At 61.8% G+C, this 15,178-nt stretch carries 13 protein-coding genes and 1 riboswitch; of the genes, 6 read left to right on the forward strand and 7 right to left on the reverse strand.

All coding sequences use genetic code 11. From position 1 onward, the window contains the following. Nucleotides 1-13: 13 nt before the first annotated feature. From cobW to AB8A27_RS17510, 3 genes are read right to left on the reverse strand one after another with little or no spacing between them, the layout of a single operon-like run. Complete coding sequence (gene cobW / locus AB8A27_RS17500) at nt 14-1,027, reverse strand: cobalamin biosynthesis protein CobW (RefSeq protein ID WP_441242993.1); 1,014 nt, start codon at nt 1,025-1,027, stop codon at nt 14-16. Then, entirely contained in the window at nt 1,028-1,558 is a 531-nt protein-coding gene (gene cobU / locus AB8A27_RS17505) for a bifunctional adenosylcobinamide kinase/adenosylcobinamide-phosphate guanylyltransferase (RefSeq protein ID WP_441242994.1), read from the reverse strand. Then, the gene (locus tag AB8A27_RS17510) at nt 1,555-2,004 is read right to left on the reverse strand and encodes a DUF1636 domain-containing protein (RefSeq protein WP_441242995.1); all 450 of its coding nucleotides are present in this window, start codon (nt 2,002-2,004) and stop codon (nt 1,555-1,557) included. Before AB8A27_RS17510 ends, cobU begins: the two co-directional genes overlap by 4 nt. A 109-nt stretch (nt 2,005-2,113) precedes the next feature. Beyond that, nucleotides 2,114-2,304, reverse strand: a riboswitch (cobalamin riboswitch). Nucleotides 2,305-2,403: 99 nt separating this feature from the next. On the opposite strand from AB8A27_RS17510, the gene cobT reads away from it, so the two are divergent. Then, nucleotides 2,404-3,459: a nicotinate-nucleotide--dimethylbenzimidazole phosphoribosyltransferase gene (cobT, locus tag AB8A27_RS17515; protein WP_441242996.1), complete on the forward strand. Its 1,056-nt coding sequence runs from the start codon at nt 2,404-2,406 to the stop codon at nt 3,457-3,459. After that, complete coding sequence (gene cobS / locus AB8A27_RS17520; protein WP_441242997.1) at nt 3,460-4,224, forward strand: adenosylcobinamide-GDP ribazoletransferase; 765 nt, start codon at nt 3,460-3,462, stop codon at nt 4,222-4,224. Here the strand turns inward: cobS and AB8A27_RS17525 are convergent. Next, nucleotides 4,217-4,729, reverse strand: a complete 513-nt coding sequence (locus AB8A27_RS17525) for a tyrosine phosphatase family protein (RefSeq protein WP_441242998.1) — start codon at nt 4,727-4,729, stop codon at nt 4,217-4,219. The genes cobS and AB8A27_RS17525 overlap by 8 nt on opposite strands. A gap of 270 nt (nt 4,730-4,999) precedes the next feature. Between AB8A27_RS17525 and AB8A27_RS17530 the strand changes: the two genes are divergently transcribed. Next, complete coding sequence (locus AB8A27_RS17530; RefSeq protein ID WP_441242999.1) at nt 5,000-6,985, forward strand: putative bifunctional diguanylate cyclase/phosphodiesterase; 1,986 nt, start codon at nt 5,000-5,002, stop codon at nt 6,983-6,985. Here the strand turns inward: AB8A27_RS17530 and AB8A27_RS17535 are convergent. Next, the gene (locus AB8A27_RS17535; RefSeq protein WP_441243000.1) at nt 6,982-8,262 is read right to left on the reverse strand and encodes a Zn-dependent hydrolase; all 1,281 of its coding nucleotides are present in this window, start codon (nt 8,260-8,262) and stop codon (nt 6,982-6,984) included. The genes AB8A27_RS17530 and AB8A27_RS17535 overlap by 4 nt on opposite strands. 105 nt (nt 8,263-8,367) lie before the next feature. Between AB8A27_RS17535 and AB8A27_RS17540 the strand changes: the two genes are divergently transcribed. Further along, on the forward strand, nt 8,368-9,111 hold the full coding sequence (locus AB8A27_RS17540) for an SDR family oxidoreductase (RefSeq protein WP_441243001.1): 744 nt from the start codon (nt 8,368-8,370) through the stop codon (nt 9,109-9,111). Nucleotides 9,112-9,161: 50 nt separating this feature from the next. On the opposite strand, the gene AB8A27_RS17545 is transcribed toward AB8A27_RS17540, so the two are convergent. Then, nucleotides 9,162-10,235, reverse strand: a complete 1,074-nt coding sequence (locus AB8A27_RS17545; protein WP_441243002.1) for an NAD(P)-dependent alcohol dehydrogenase — start codon at nt 10,233-10,235, stop codon at nt 9,162-9,164. Nucleotides 10,236-11,206: 971 nt separating this feature from the next. Further along, nucleotides 11,207-12,379, reverse strand: coding sequence for an isovaleryl-CoA dehydrogenase (locus AB8A27_RS17550; protein WP_441243003.1), 1,173 nt, complete (start codon nt 12,377-12,379; stop codon nt 11,207-11,209). A 260-nt stretch (nt 12,380-12,639) separates the two neighbouring features. Between AB8A27_RS17550 and AB8A27_RS17555 the strand changes: the two genes are divergently transcribed. Both AB8A27_RS17555 and AB8A27_RS17560 read left to right on the forward strand, forming a co-directional pair. Beyond that, entirely contained in the window at nt 12,640-13,836 is a 1,197-nt protein-coding gene (locus AB8A27_RS17555) for a cytochrome P450 (RefSeq protein WP_441244943.1), read from the forward strand. 45 nt (nt 13,837-13,881) lie between these two features. Then, nucleotides 13,882-15,153, forward strand: a complete 1,272-nt coding sequence (locus AB8A27_RS17560) for a cytochrome P450 (protein ID WP_441243004.1) — start codon at nt 13,882-13,884, stop codon at nt 15,151-15,153. The last annotated feature ends 25 nt before the right edge of the window (nt 15,154-15,178 follow it).

Consider the following 15,178-nt stretch of genomic DNA (forward strand, 5'->3'; position numbering starts at 1 on the left):
GGGTGAACCTGCGTTACCCGGCGAGAGCCTTTCGCACCGCGTCGCCGTCAAATCCCTTGAGGCCGATCACAACCAGATGTTCGGTTTGTGTCACGTCCGGCCGCGCGAAGGCGAGGTCGACGCGGGCGCCGACGGCCTGAACGACGATCGGCGCAGGCTTGTCGGTGATGCGCGCATGACCCTTCACGCGCAAAACACCATCGAGGCCAAGCGCGTCGCTGATGCGCGCGCGCATTGCGTCGATGCTGGCCGCAGCCGTCGGCTTGACGACGATGCTGTCGAAATCGTCATGGTCGTGCTCTTCTTCCTCACCGTGATGACCGACACGGGCAGCCATGTCGTCTTCGGCTGCGGCATTCAGGCCGATCAGCACCTTGGGCGCGAGATCGCCCTTGGAGCGCACGATGCTGACACCCGGACGCAGCACAGTCTTCAGCTTGGCTTCAATCTCGGCAAGTTTCTCCGGAGCAACCAGATCGCTCTTCGACAGTACGACAAGATCGGCGCAAGCAAGCTGATCCTCGAACACTTCCTCGATCGGATCGTCGTGCTCGATGCCCTCGTCTTTGACGCGCTGTTCGGCAACGGCGTCCTCATCCAGCGTGACGCGGCCTTCCGATAAAGCCAGCGCATCGACGATGGTGACGACGCCATCGACGGTCGCGCGGGTCTTTACCACGGGCCAGGCAAATGCCTTCAGCAACGGCTGCGGCAGTGCGAGACCGGATGTCTCGATGACAATGGCGTCAAGCGGGCGTTCACGCGACAGCAGCTTGTCCATGGTCGGCACGAAGTCATCGGCCACGGTGCAGCAGATGCAGCCATTGGTGAGTTCGACGATATCGCCGGGAGCGCAGGCCTTCGCCGCGCATTCCTCGACCAGGCCACCGTCGAAACCGGCATCGCCGAATTCATTGACGATCACGGCGATGCGGCGGCCATCGGCCTGAGTCAGCAGCGAACGCAGCAGCGTGGTCTTGCCGGCGCCGAGAAATCCGGTGAGGACGGTGACGGGAACGCGGGACATTCAATTCTCCTGGGAACGCTTGAGCCAGAGCGGAAGCCCGGCTGCGATGAAAGCAACATTCGGCACGGCGGCCGCGATGATCTGGTTGAGCCGGCCCTGCGCATCGCGAAAGGCGCGGCCGAGCGGTGTCTCCGGCACGAGGCCGAGGCCAACTTCATTGGAGACGAAGACTATCGGATAGCGCGAGACATCGAGGAAGCGCACCAGACGCTTCGCTTCAATCTCTGGATCGCGCTCGGCTAACATCAGGTTCGACAGCCACAGTGTCAGGCAATCCACCAGCACGACGCGGCCGACCGTCGCTTCACGCGTCAGCGCATCGACCAGAGCCAGCGGCTCTTCCACGGTGATCCAGCCCTCGCCGCGCTGCTTGCGATGCTGCGCGATGCGATTTTGCATCTCATCATCGCCGGCCGTTGCGGTGGCCAGATAGATTTTCGTCAGGCCGATGCCATCAACCAGTCTCTCGGCGAAAGCCGACTTGCCGGAACGCGCACCACCCAGCACCAGTGTCGTTGTCGCGGCGGTCATTTCGGCGCACGCCCATCTTCAGGCGACCAGCGCAGCGGCGGCACGCGCGCGACCATGCCCTTGCGCAGCACCTCGGCACGTTCACGCCACGGTACAAGACCGTAATCGGCCCTTTGATAGGACTCGACGAAGGACACCAGCGCCGCGCTGCCGCTATCGGTCTGCAGATCGCCGAACAGGAACGTGTAACCATCAGGGCTTGTCACCGCGACCGTCGCCGGCCGCTTGCAGACGCTGAGGCACTGCACCGGACGCACCATCACGGCGGCATCGCCATCGCCGAGCGCGGCCTTCACAGCATCGAACATGTCCGGCCCGACGATCATGCCGGTTTCGGCGGCCTTGCAGCTGATGCACACGCTCACGACAACGGGACCGGACGGCACAGGGCGTGGCGGTTCGACCGAAATTTGTTCGCCAGAGATATCGGCGCTGTCGTGATCCATTACATGCTCAGTTCATGCCCTCGCGGGCCTACGAGCTTTGTTGGATCGCGCCGACGGCTTGGCCGTCGGTTCGCTCCCGTCCGGTGCACCCCGCCCCGACGACGCCTCCAAAGCACAGTTCGTGATGGCAGGTCTCCTGGCTTGCGAGTCACAGCCTGCTGCCGCCTTCCCAAGAATTCTGAAGAATTCCCAGTGGCACCGGCGCGGGCTCGTCGCTTACAGTTGCGGGGGCAGCGCCGGCTTCAAACCGGCTTCCCTTTTCACCTTCCACGCGGAAGGACCATCGCCAAAGACGCTATCTGCCGGGTGCGCCGGGGTCAACCGCGCCGGCGGACTGTCGTCCGGACCTGTTGACCTTGCAGGTCGTCTTGCGTCAGTTAGGCCGCGAAAAGGAACCCGATGCCCGCCCATTCCCAGCCATTGTGGCAACCGCCCGCCATTGCGCCTGTTGACCCGCAGATCGCGGCAGGTATCCGCGCCGTCATCGACGGCAAGGCAAAGCCGCCGGGCTCGCTGGGACGAATCGAGGACCTGGCGCTGCAGCTCGGCATGATCCGGCATCCCGGCGAGCCGCGCGGCGACAATGCCGTGCTGCTGGTATTTGCCGGAGATCACGGACTCGTGGCCGAAGGCGTGTCGCAATATCCGTCGGCGGTCACGGTCGCGATGGTGATGACCTATCTGGCCGGCCGCGCCACGGCCAATGCTTTCGCCATGGCGAATAACATCGACGTTCGCGTAATCGATATCGGTGTCGCTGCCGAACTGCCCGTGCATCCAAAGCTGATCGACGCCAAGGTGCGTATGGGCACGGCTAATGCCGCACGCGAGCCGGCAATGACGACAGAACAGGCGGCCGATGCGCTATCGCGCGGCTACCGGATCGCCGTCGGCGAGATCAAGGCCGGCGCAGACATCATCGCGCTCGGCGAGATGGGAATCGGCAATACGGCTTCGTCGGCTTTGGTCGTTCATCGGCTTGCGCCAGCGCTACTGAATGACTGTATCGGCGTTGGCGCCGGGCAGGATGACGCCGGCATGGCGCGCAAGCGCGCAGCGATCGCGAAGGCGGCGGCGCGCAGCGATGCAACCGCGCCGCTGGATGTGCTGGCCCAATTCGGCGGACTGGAAATCGCAGGCATGGCCGGAGCGATCCTCGGCGCGGCTTCGCAACGGCGGCCGGTGATCATCGACGGCTTCATCTCCAGCGCCGCGGCATTGCTCGCCGTTAGCCTGCGTCCGGCTGCACGCGACTACTGCGTCTTCGCGCACCGTTCGGCCGAACGCGGCCACGACATCGTACTCAGCGCGCTCGATGCCAGGCCGCTGCTCGATCTCGGCCTGCGCCTCGGTGAAGGCACCGGTGCACTGCTTGCGGTGCCGCTGGTCCGTGCCGCCGCGCGCATGCTGACCGATGTCGCCAGCCTCGACGACGTACTGGCCGGAAAGATCTAGATGAGACCGGATCCGCATCTGCTGAATGCGATCCGTTTCCTGACGGTGCTGCCGGTACCGGCAACTGGCGACGCGCAGGAGGCTGACTGGCTTGCGCGTGCAATGAAGTATTTTCCGATCGTCGGCCTCGGCATTGGCGCCGCCTCCGCGATCGTGCTCCTCGTTGCCAGCGAATTCTGGTCACCGCTGATCGCGGCTTTGCTGGCGATTACAACAAGTATGGTCATCACCAGCGCGCTACACGAAGATGGCCTGGCCGACACAGCCGACAGTTTCGGCGGGGGGTGGACTGTCGAGAAGCGCCTCGCGATCATGAAGGACAGCCGCATCGGCACTTATGGGGCGCTGGCACTCGGCCTCGGCGTGGCACTGCGTATTGCGGCGCTCGCCATATTGCCGATGTGGGCAGGTGCGGCGGCGTTGATCGCCGCCCATGCCGCTGCACGCGCCGTCCCCGCTTTTGTGATGAACCGCCTGCCCTATAGCGGCGATACCAGTGCGATGAAGGTCTCCTATGCCGACGCACCCGTGCGGTCCGAGGAATTGATCTTTGCGCTCACCGTCGTCGCACTCGCATCGGCCCCGCTTGCGCTCATCTCGGTCGCATCGCTTTCTGCGGGTCTTCTGCTCGGCGCAGCGCTTGCCGCACTTCTCGCGCTATGGTCGCGCCGGATGATCGGCGGCTACACTGGCGACGTGCTCGGTGCCGTCGAGCAGCTGTTCGAGATTGGCTTTCTGCTCGGCGTCGCAGCCCTGATCAAATAGGCCAGTTCAACGGCAAGCGATAAGGCTCACCTTCAAAGGCGTCCGCACCGCGACCGATGCGCGCAATGGCTTCGATCATACGTCCCTCGCGGCCAAGCTGTTCGTCAGCCAATTGCACCATCAGTTTGTTCGGAGTCACATAAGGCGAACGTTTGCGTAGTTCATCTGCAATCGCCGCCTCATAGCCGGGATTCCGATCACAGGCGATGGCGTAAGCCGCGGCACTTGAGCGACTGATACCAGCCCAGCAGTGAATCAGCATCGGGCGATCGGCGACGCTGCTGCGACCGAATTCGAGAATCGCATTTACGGCATCAGCATCGGGCACGATCAGGTCCGGCGTCGCTTCGACGATATCGTGAAAAGCCAGCTCCACATGCCGCTCACGCGCCAACCCGCTCCAGTCGCGCTCGCTCGCTGTAGGTGACAGAAGGGTCAACAGATCGAAGGCTGGCAGCGCATTTGCCACAGCAGCAAGGCCTCCGAGCGAGCTCACATAGATCATTCGAACATCCTGCTCGCTGTTGTCATGCCTCTTCTCGCACCTGCAGCAAATAGACCTCCTTCAGCCTCATGCCGCAGCGATGTCGCTGATGCAAGGTCGGTTTCTTAATACCACTCCCGACCTTTTCGCACCTGCGTTATCGCAAACAGGGAAAATACACCAATCAAAACAATCTATTACTCACTCGAACTTTCGGCGACCGAGGCAGGCCAATTTTAAAGAAGTTGCGATAGGTATCTAACTCACCAACGCAGAGTCCAGGACGGCACGATGCTGAACTACTTCGAAATGGCGGCATCACAGATCGGAACGATCTTCCGCGTGCCCCGCGAAAACCCCGAACTGGTGGAGGCGAAGCTCGCTGCCTTCACCCGTCAGGTGCCGATCATGTATGCGCTGGTGGTCGTCAACACGACGGCACTTGCGATTACCTTTTATGGTACTGCGCCGCATCTACTGACCGTGTATCTCCCCGCTGCATTCGTTGCAATCTGCGTGATCCGGATGCTGAGCTGGCTGAGAGCGCGGAACATCACGCTGTCACTCGACCAGGCCGTGGAGAAACTTACCGGCTCGATCATCTTCGCCAGCATTCTCGGCGTCGCGTTCTCTGCCTGGAGCCTCAGCCTTTTTCCCTACGGCGACGCCTATAGCAAAAGTCACGTTGCCTTCTTTATGGCCGTGACATCGATCGGCTGCAGTTTCTGCCTCATGCATCTACGCTCGGCAGCGCTCATCGTGACGACGCTTGTTGTCGTGCCCTTCGCGTTCTTCTTCGGATCAAGCGACAATACGGTCTTTACCTCCATCGCCTTCAACTTCGTCGTGGTCATCTTTGCCATTCTCTTCATGCTGCTCGGCAATTACTCCGATTTCGAGAAGCGGGTGAATTCGGAGAAAGCGCTGCGTATCAAGCAGGCCGAACTGCAGGTGCTGAGCGACAGGAACTTTCGGAATTCTAATATCGACAGCCTCACCGGTCTCCCCAATCGCCGGAATTTCTTTGCCGAGCTTGAGCGCGGCATCATCAACTCTGCGCATACCGGCGGCCTGCTGCTTGGTATCCTGGATCTTGATGGCTTCAAGCCGATCAACGACATCCACGGGCACCGCATGGGTGATCGCCTGCTGGTCGAAGTTGCGGACAGGCTGCGCGCGCATCTCGCTCCTCACGTGTTTCTGGCCAGACTGGGCGGCGACGAATTCGTCATGTTCAGCGAACAATTGCTGGACCCGGACGCAATTGCTGAAGCGGAAGAAAGCATCGAAAACCTGTTCGACGTCCCGTTCGAGATTGATGACATTACAGTACGCATCAGCTGTTCGATCGGATATGCGGAATTTCCGGACGCAGCCAAGACCGCGCAGGATTTGTTCGAGCGCGCCGATTATGCGCTGTTCTTTGCCAAGCAGCACAAGCGTGGCAAGGCCGTCCGGTTTTCTGCAGAACATGAAGCCGATATCCGCGAGGCCTCCTCTGTGAGCCGGGCTTTGGCCGGTGCCAACCTCGAGCAGGAACTGTGGATCGCCTATCAGCCGATCATTGACGCAGAAACACGACAACCCGCGAGCTTCGAAGCCCTGGCGCGCTGGAAGAGCCCGGAGCTCGGCAATGTTCCGCCGATGAGCTTCATTGTCGCCGCCGAACGCTCCGGCATGATCGGCCAGTTGACCCCGTTGCTACTTCGCAAGGCTCTGGAAGGCGCAGCGACATGGCCGGAGCACATCCGGATTTCGTTCAACCTCTCAGCGGTCGACGTCGCCTCTCCCCTGTCGATCCTCAAGATCATTGCCGTTGTCCAGCAAAGCAAGGTGAAGGCCAGCCGCATCGACTTCGAGATCACCGAAACGGCCGTGATGGGCAATCTCGCACAGGCGACCGAAGCATTGAATGCCCTGAAGACTCTGGGCGCCCGCATCTCGCTGGACGATTTCGGCACCGGCTATTCGAGCCTGAGCTGTATTCGCGAATTGCCGCTCGACAAGGTCAAGATCGATCGCAGCTTCATCAGCAAGATCGAGACGGATTCTGCCGCGCGCCTGATCCTGCGCACCATGCTCGGACTGTGCAACGGCCTCGGTCACGACTGCATCGTCGAAGGCGTCGAGAACAGTGAACAGGTCGACTTCCTGCGCAGGGAGCACTGCCGTTTCATGCAGGGCTACTTCTTCGCCAAGCCCATGAACATCGAGCAGGTCGGGGGTTATCTCGCCTCTGCTCAATCCAGCATGCTGGCCGACCGCACCGCCAGCTAGTCGTTCTGTCCGTCGAGCAGCCGCACCGCCTCGAACAGCGTTGCCGCCCCGACGGCCAGTTGCTCCGGCTCCGACCATTCCTCGGGGCAATGGCTCTTGCCGTCCTTTGACGGAATGAACAGCATCGCGCTGCGGCCGATATGCGACATGAAAGCCGCATCGTGACCTGCCCCCGAGGCCAGCCGTGTCGTTGAATAGCCGAGCTTGGTGGCGCTGCGTCCGAGAACATCGAGCAGATGATCGTCGCAAGGCGCGGGAGGATTTTGCGAGATCAGTGCGAAGCGTTCGCGCGCGACCCTGGCACGCCCCGCAATGGCAAGGCTCTCGCGGTCGAGCAGTGCCACGAATTCATCGACCAGCGCGGCCTTCTCGGCACGAATATCGAGAATCATGCGCGCGCCACCGGGCACGACATTGGCGGCGTTCGGGCTGATCTCGAGGATTCCCGTGGTGGCAACGAAGTGCCCCTGTTTGCGCGCGGCAAAGGCATTGGCCTGCTGCGCGACCAGCAGCACGAGCTCGGCGGCGGGAAGGCTCGCATCCCTGCGATATTCCATCAGCGTCGAGCCCGCATGATCGGCAGCGCCCTGCAGCACGATCTCGACGCGGGTGATGCCGGCGATGCCGGTGACGAGACCGAGATCGAGCTTCTTGCTTTCCAGCACCACGCCCTGCTCGATATGCAATTCGAGATAGCCGACAAATTCCGGCTTCTGCATCGCGGCGATGGCCGCCGGATCGCCGCCGACGCGCTTGATGGCATCGGCCAGCGTTTCACCGGCCGCGTTGGTGTAAGTCAGCATTTTCGCATCGAGCTCGCCGACCATGGCGCGGCTGCCGACGCAGGACAGACCATATTCGCTGGGTTCCTCGGCGAGGAAATCCACGATCTCGATCGGATGCCGGGGCGTATAGCCGGACGCCTGCAGCGCACGCACGGCCTCCAGCGCCGTGAGGATGCCGGAAATGCCATCGAAGCGACCACCGGATGGCACCGTGTCGGAATGCGAGCCGAGCATGATCGGCGGCAGGCCGGGAACGCTGCCCTCAAGCCGGGCGATCATGTTGGCGCCGGCGTCCATGCGCACCGTCATGCCAGTGGCGATGAATTGCTCGCGCAGCCAGGCGCGCCCGTCGAGAAAGCGCTGCGAGAACGATCGCCGCGTCCACGGCTTGTCGGGATCGGTGATGGCGGCAAGCGCCATATGGTCGTCCCAGAGGCGGTTCTGATCGATGGGCGGCTTGGTATCGGTCGGCATGATCGGCATGAGGCTCATGAGTTGGCGGCACTGGCGCCGGCGCAATTATTGTTGAACACTTTGGCCATCGTTAAGCAAGAAACGATGGACATCGTGAAGCAAGAAACGATCGGGGAGAAAATCGTGAGCAGCAAGACCAGGATCGCATGGGTGACCGGCGGCGGCACCGGAATTGGCAAGGCGGGCGCAGCGGCGCTGCTGGCGGATGGCTGGACGGTCGTCATTTCAGGCCGCCGTGCCGATGTGCTGAAGAGCGTCGCCGATGAACTCGGCGCCGGCGGCAAGCCGGTGGAGGCGATGGCGCTGGATGTCAGCAATGTCGACGACGTCAACAAGGTGGCGCAAGCCATCCTCGCCAAACATGGCCGTATCGACCTTCTGGTGAACAGCGCCGGCGTCAATCTGCCGAAACGCAGCTGGGAAGATGTGACGCAGGACGGCTGGGACCAGATCGTCGACATCAATCTCAACGGCGTGATGTATTGCATGCGCGCGGTGCTGCCGACGATGCGCGCGCAGAAGGACGGCTGCATCATCAATGTCGCCTCATGGGCCGGGCGCATCGTGTCGAAGATGACGGGGCCGGCCTATACGGCCACCAAGCACGCCGTGCTGGCGCTCACCCATTCCTTCAACATGGACGAATGCGTCAACGGCTTGCGCGCCTGCTGTCTCTCGCCCGGCGAGGTCGCCACCGACATCATGAAGAACCGCCCGGTGCCGCCGAGCGACGAGGTGATGGCGCGGATGCTGCAGCCGGACGATCTCGGCAAGACCATCGCCTTCATCGCCAGCATGCCGCCGCATGTCTGTATCAATGAGGTGCTGATCAGCCCGACCTGGAATCGCTCGTTCCTAGCCATGTGAGCGCATCAAAGGCAGCCGGCGCAACCTGTTCGCGCCGGCTGCCTTCCGCCTCATGGCGTGATTGCGACCTTCAGCACGCCATCGCGCTGATGCGAGAACAGGTCGTAGGCTTTCTCGATATCGTCCAGTTTGTAGTGATGCGTGACCAGCGGTGTCAGGTCGACGCGGCCGGAGGCGACGACGTTCATCAGCCGTCGCATCCGCTCCTTGCCACCGGGGCACAGGCTGGTGACAATCGTGTTATCGCCAAGGCCTGCTGAAAAGGCGCTCAGGGGAATCTGCAGATCCGTCGAATAGACGCCAAGGCTGCTCAGGGTGCCGCCCGGCCGCAGCGCGCGCAGCGCCGATTCGAAAGTGCCTTGCGTACCGAGCGCTTCGATGGCCACATCGACGCCGCGGCCGTCGGTGAGATCCATGATCTGCTTGACCGGATCACCCTTCTTGAAGTCGACGACGATATCGGCGCCGAGCCGTTTGGCGACCTCGATGCGCGCGGGCACCGTATCGACACCGATGATCGTGGTTGCGCCCATCAGCTTCGCACCGGCGAGCGCGCAGAGGCCGATCGGCCCCAGCGCGAACACTACCACCGTGTCGCCGATCCTGATGCCGCCGCGCTCCGCGCCGGCAAATCCCGTCGACATGATGTCCGGACACATCAGCACCTGCTCATCCGTCAACGCGTCGGGCACCGGACTGAGATTGACCATGGCATCGGGCACCAGAACATATTCGGCCTGCGCGCCATCGATCGTGTTGCCGAACCGCCAGCCGCCGGCCGCCTTGAAACCGTGCTTCGTTCCAGCGCCATCCTGCGATGAGCAGCCGCAGAGACATGCGTAGCTGTGGCCGCTCGGCGTGATCGCACCGGCAATGACGCGCTGGCCCTCGCGATAGCCGGTGACGGCACTGCCGAGCTTCTCGATGATACCAACCGGCTCGTGCCCGATGGTCAGCCCTTTCTCGACCGGATACTCACCCTTGAGGATATGCACATCGGTGCCGCAGATCGTGGTAGTCGTGATGCGCATCAACGCATCGAGTGGGCCGACATCGGGGATCGGCTTGTCATCCAGAACGATACGACCCGGTTCGACAAATATCGCAGCCTTCATTTTCGGCATGATCCTGCTCCTGCTTGCGACGCTGCGTCGATCGACGCGATGAGCCCATCATCTGCGCATTTTGCCGTGACAGGATTGAGGTGGATCAAGCGGCGGTGCCTTTTGAATTTCTCTGAAGTGCAGACAAACAGCCGCGCTTCTGCGTCGCTCTTGATTCAATTTGTCAAACAGCCACTGTTCCGGAGAGTCCTGTTCTTCAGACATGCCTCATCGCCCCTGTTGTTAGCGGCGCGGGGGCGCCGTCGTGTTTCGCATTCCCACCCTCCTGAAAGAGGGCGTGCGGAACGCCGGGTGCCCGTTGCACCCTTGGGCCTGATGCGAATGCGGTCTTCCGCAAGTGAGTGTGCATCAGGACTTTCGGAAGCGTCAGGCAAGTGCCCAGCGTTCCGCCTGCGGTGTTTTTTCGACTTGCTTGCACTTTGCCTCAGCGAACGATCCGATCACCGAATTAAAGTCCCAAGGCGATGGGAAGGGAGCCTCAAGCACTTAGGCCGGACGCATTTTGACTTGGTCGTCCGTCACACTGTCCAGGGATCTTTCCATCTCAAGACCGGTCGTGTCCTTGCCAGTGGCAGTGCTGGCGCAGATCCGTCCTGCCCGAAGACAGACGTCACCCATGAACCGCGTAACGCCGCATCTCCGGCGTCCACCGCACCCTGCCCCGCGAACGTGACGATCGCGATCGCCCCTCTCGGTGGGGCAGGACAGAGGGGAATATAAACCTTAATGGAATATTGTCAACGATGAATAGGAAAAAATGTTTGGGCACGTCAAGCGCGGACCCGCCCCATACTCGTCATTCCGGGGCGCGGCCGGCTCTTGCCGGACGCGAACCCGGAATCCCAGCATGGGAGTCGTCGACCGCGCCAAACACTCGAGGATTCCGGGTTCGCACTACGCGGCTTTGCCGCTTCGTGCGCCCCGGAATGACGAGCCAAGGCCCACGTCCCGGGATGCCGGCGCGAGAAACCTCACCCGTTCTTCGCAAACAGCTCCCGCCCGATCAGCATTCGCCTGATCTCGCTGGTGCCGGCGCCGATTTCGTAGAGTTTGGCGTCGCGCAGCAAGCGGCCGGTGGGATAGTCGTTGATATAGCCATTGCCGCCGAGCAGCTGGATTGCGTCGAGTGCGCATTGGGTGGCGCGTTCCGACGCGTAGAGGATGGCGCCGGCGGCATCCTCGCGGGTGGTCTCGCCGCGATCGCAGGCTTTCGCCACCGCATAGACATAAGCGCGCGCCGAGCTCAGCGCGACATACATGTCGGCGATCTTGCCCTGCACGAGCTGGAAGTTGCCGATGGGCTCGCCGAACTGTTTGCGCTCATGCACATAAGGCTGCGCGACATCGAGACAGGCCTGCATGATCCCCAGCGGACCTGCCGCGAGCACCGCACGCTCATAATCGAGGCCGGACATCAACACATTGACGCCGCGGCCGACGGTGCCGAGCACGTTCTCCTCGGGCACTTCGCAATCCTCGAAGACGAGTTCGCAAGTATCCGAGCCGCGCATGCCCAATTTGTCGAGCTTCTGCGCCGTCGAGAAACCCTTCATCCCCTTTTCGATGATGAAGGCCGTGATGCCGCGCGGGCCGGCAGCCGGATCGGTCTTGGCATAGACCACCAGCGTCGAAGCGACAGGACCGTTGGTGATCCACATCTTGCTGCCGTTGAGAACGTAGCGATCGCCCTTCTTGTCGGCGCGGGTCTTCATCGACACCACGTCCGAGCCCGAACCCGGCTCGGACATGGCCAGCGATCCCACATGTTCGCCGGAAATCAGCTTCGGCAGATATTTGCGCTTCTGCGCCTCGTTGCCGTTGCGACGCAGCTGATTGACGCAGAGATTGGAATGCGCGCCATAGGACAGGCCCACCGACGCCGAGGCGCGCGAGATTTCCTCCACCGCGATGACATGTTCGAGATAGCCGAGCCCGGCGCCGCCGAACTCTTCCTCCACCGTGATACCGTGCAGCCCGAGCGACCCCAGTTTGGGCCAGAGATCGATGGGAAACTGGTTGGTCTTGTCGATGGCTTCGGCGCGCGGCGCGATCTCGTTCTGGGAGAAGTCACGCACGGTCTCGCGAATCGCGTCCGCGGTTTCGCCGAGATCGAAATTGAACATCCGTTGAGCGTTCGAAATCACAGGGTCGCCTCCGGTCAGAACGGCGCGCAAGCGCACCGGTTTTGTTGATTGAAATCACCATGTCACGGGCCGAACGGGCTGAGAAGAGGCATAAAGTGGTCCTTGCTCTTGGCCCCGCAACGGGTTGTAATTCATCCAAATAAGCCCTCCGGGACCAACCACGGAAGGCATGCCAGGGGAGAGAACCGATGCTCGATCGCGTCCAGGATTCCGACAGCAACGAAGCCGCCCAAGCCGCCGCCCACGCCCAAGCTTACGGGATGCCGCTCGATGAGTTCGATCCCGGCAATCCCGAACTGTTCCGCACCGATACGTTCTGGCCCTATTTCGAACGGCTGCGCCGCGAGGATCCCGTCCACTATTGCAAGGATAGCATGTTCGGACCGTATTGGTCGGTGACCAAATACAACGACATCATGGCGGTCGAGACCAATCACGCGACCTACTCGTCCGCTGCGGCATTCGGCGGCATCACCATCCGCGACGCCGGCGTGAAATTTCGCCGGCCGATGTTCATTGCCACCGATCCGCCGCATCACAGCGCCCAGCGCAAGACCGTGGCGCCGATGTTCGCGCCTCACCATATGGACGAACTCTCGGGACTGATCCGCAGTCGCACCGCCGAGGTGCTGGACTCCCTGCCCCGCAACGAGACCTTCGACTGGGTCGACCGCGTCTCGATCGAACTTACCACACAGATGCTGGCAACCCTGTTCGACTTCCCGTGGGAAGACCGCCGCAAGCTCACCCATTGGTCCGACGTCGCCACCATGCTGCCGCCGACAGCGGAAGCCGAAGCGCAGCGCCAGAAGGAACTCGGCGAATGCGGCGAATATTTCGGCCGGCTGTTTCAGGAACGGCTCAACGCGCCGCCAAAGAGCGACCTGATATCGATGATGGCGCATAGCGAGGCGACGCGACATCTCGATCCCGAGAACTTCCTCGGCAACATCATCCTGCTGATCGTCGGCGGCAACGACACTACGCGCAATTCGATGTCCGGCGGCGTCTATGCGCTCAATCAATTCCCCGGCGAATATGACAAGCTGCGCGCCAATCCAGCGCTGATCGAGAGCATGGTGCCGGAGATCATCCGCTGGCAGACGCCGCTCGCACATATGCGACGCACGGCGCTGCAGGACGCCGAGCTCGGCGGCAAGCAGATCAGGAAGGGTGACAAGGTCGTGATGTGGTACGTCTCGGGGAACCGCGATGACGAGGTCATCGAAAACCCCAACGAATTCATCATCGACCGCGTGCGCCCGAACCGCCACCTGTCATTCGGCTTCGGCATCCACCGCTGCGTCGGCCTCAGACTTGCCGAACTTCAATTGAAGATTGTGTGGGAAGAAATCATCAAGCGTTTCGACAGGATCGAAGTCGTCGGCGAGCCGCGCCGCGTCTTTTCGAGTTTTGTGAAGGGCTACGAAACACTGCCGGTGCGCATCGCGGGCTAACCGCGAGCGCAACGGCGAAGGATCGATTTTCGGAGAGCAGACGCCATGAATATCCAAGCCAGGATCAATCCTGACAAAGCCGAGATCCAGCGCGTCGCGCGCGAGATCGCCTATTCCATGCCGCTGAAGGACTTCCATCCCGGCGCGCCGAAATTGTTCGCGACCGATACGCTGTGGCCGTTCTTCGAACGGCTGCGCAAGGAAGAGCCGGTGCATTACTGCACCAATGCGCCGATCGAGCCCTACTGGTCGGTGACCAAGTATCACGACATCATGCATGTCGACACCAATCACGGCATCTTCTCGTCCGACGTGAAGCATGGCGGCATCGCGATCCGCGACGTGCCGGAAGGCTATGACTGGCCGAGCTTCATCGCCATGGATGAGCCGAAGCACAGCGCACAGCGCAAGACCGTGACGCCGATGTTCACGCCAACCCATCTCGACGAGATGGCGGTGCTGATCCGTGGGCGCGTGTGCAAGGTGCTCGACGGATTGCCGCGCGGCGAGACCTTCGACTGGGTCGAGCGCGTCTCGGTCGAACTCACCACGCAGATGCTGGCGACCCTGTTCGACTTCCCGTGGGAAGAGCGCCGCAAGCTGACACGCTGGTCGGACGTGTCCACCGCGCTGCCCAAGAGTGGCATCGTCTCGTCCGAGGAAGAGCGCCGCCGCGAGATGGACGAATGCGCCGCCTATTTCCAGAAGCTCTGGAACGAGCGCGTGAATTCCGACCCGCGGAATGACCTGATTTCCATGATGGCGCATAGCGACGCCACGCGCTTCATGGACGCCGACACGCTGATGGGCAATATCATTCTGCTGATCGTCGGCGGTAACGATACCACCCGCAACACCATGACGGGCTCGGTGCTGGCGCTGAACGAGAACCCCGATCAGTATCAGAAGTTGCGCGACAATCCGTCGCTTATCGAGACCATGGTCCCCGAAGTGATCCGCTGGCAGACGCCGCTGGCGCATATGCGCCGTACCGCCCTGCAGGATACCGAACTCGGCGGCAAGACCATCAGGAAGGGCGACCGGGTGGTGATGTGGTACGTCTCGGGCAACCGCGACGAGGAGGTGATCGAGCGCCCCAACGAATTCATCATCGACCGCGCACGGCCCAAGATTCACCTGTCATTCGGTTTTGGCATACACCGTTGCGTGGGCATGCGCCTGGCGGAGTTGCAATTGAGGATCGTTTGGGAGGAGATACTGAAACGGTTCGAGAACATCGAAGTTGTGGGGGAACCCAAGCGCGTGTATTCGAGCTTCGTTAAAGGCTACGAGACCCTCCCGGTTAAAATTACGTAAGACCGGAGGATCACGTAATGCCGGT

Source organism: Tardiphaga sp. 768_D3_N2_1, from assembly GCF_052076105.1.
Classification (GTDB): domain Bacteria; phylum Pseudomonadota; class Alphaproteobacteria; order Rhizobiales; family Xanthobacteraceae; genus Tardiphaga.

Bases quoted from the DNA above. Each gene is read 5' to 3' on its own strand.
- cobW (WP_441242993.1), bottom strand. From the start codon at position 1,027: ATGTCCCGCGTTCCCGTCACCGTCCTCACCGGATTTCTCGGCGCCGGC.
- cobU (WP_441242994.1), bottom strand. From the start codon at position 1,558: ATGACCGCCGCGACAACGACACTGGTGCTGGGTGGTGCGCGTTCCGGC.
- AB8A27_RS17510 (WP_441242995.1), bottom strand. From the start codon at position 2,004: ATGGATCACGACAGCGCCGATATCTCTGGCGAACAAATTTCGGTCGAA.
- cobT (WP_441242996.1), top strand. From the start codon at position 2,404: ATGCCCGCCCATTCCCAGCCATTGTGGCAACCGCCCGCCATTGCGCCT.
- cobS (WP_441242997.1), top strand. From the start codon at position 3,460: ATGAGACCGGATCCGCATCTGCTGAATGCGATCCGTTTCCTGACGGTG.
- AB8A27_RS17525 (WP_441242998.1), bottom strand. From the start codon at position 4,729: ATGATCTATGTGAGCTCGCTCGGAGGCCTTGCTGCTGTGGCAAATGCG.
- AB8A27_RS17530 (WP_441242999.1), top strand. From the start codon at position 5,000: ATGCTGAACTACTTCGAAATGGCGGCATCACAGATCGGAACGATCTTC.
- AB8A27_RS17535 (WP_441243000.1), bottom strand. From the start codon at position 8,262: ATGAGCCTCATGCCGATCATGCCGACCGATACCAAGCCGCCCATCGAT.
- AB8A27_RS17545 (WP_441243002.1), bottom strand. From the start codon at position 10,235: ATGCCGAAAATGAAGGCTGCGATATTTGTCGAACCGGGTCGTATCGTT.
- AB8A27_RS17555 (WP_441244943.1), top strand. From the start codon at position 12,640: ATGCCGCTCGATGAGTTCGATCCCGGCAATCCCGAACTGTTCCGCACC.
- AB8A27_RS17560 (WP_441243004.1), top strand. From the start codon at position 13,882: ATGAATATCCAAGCCAGGATCAATCCTGACAAAGCCGAGATCCAGCGC.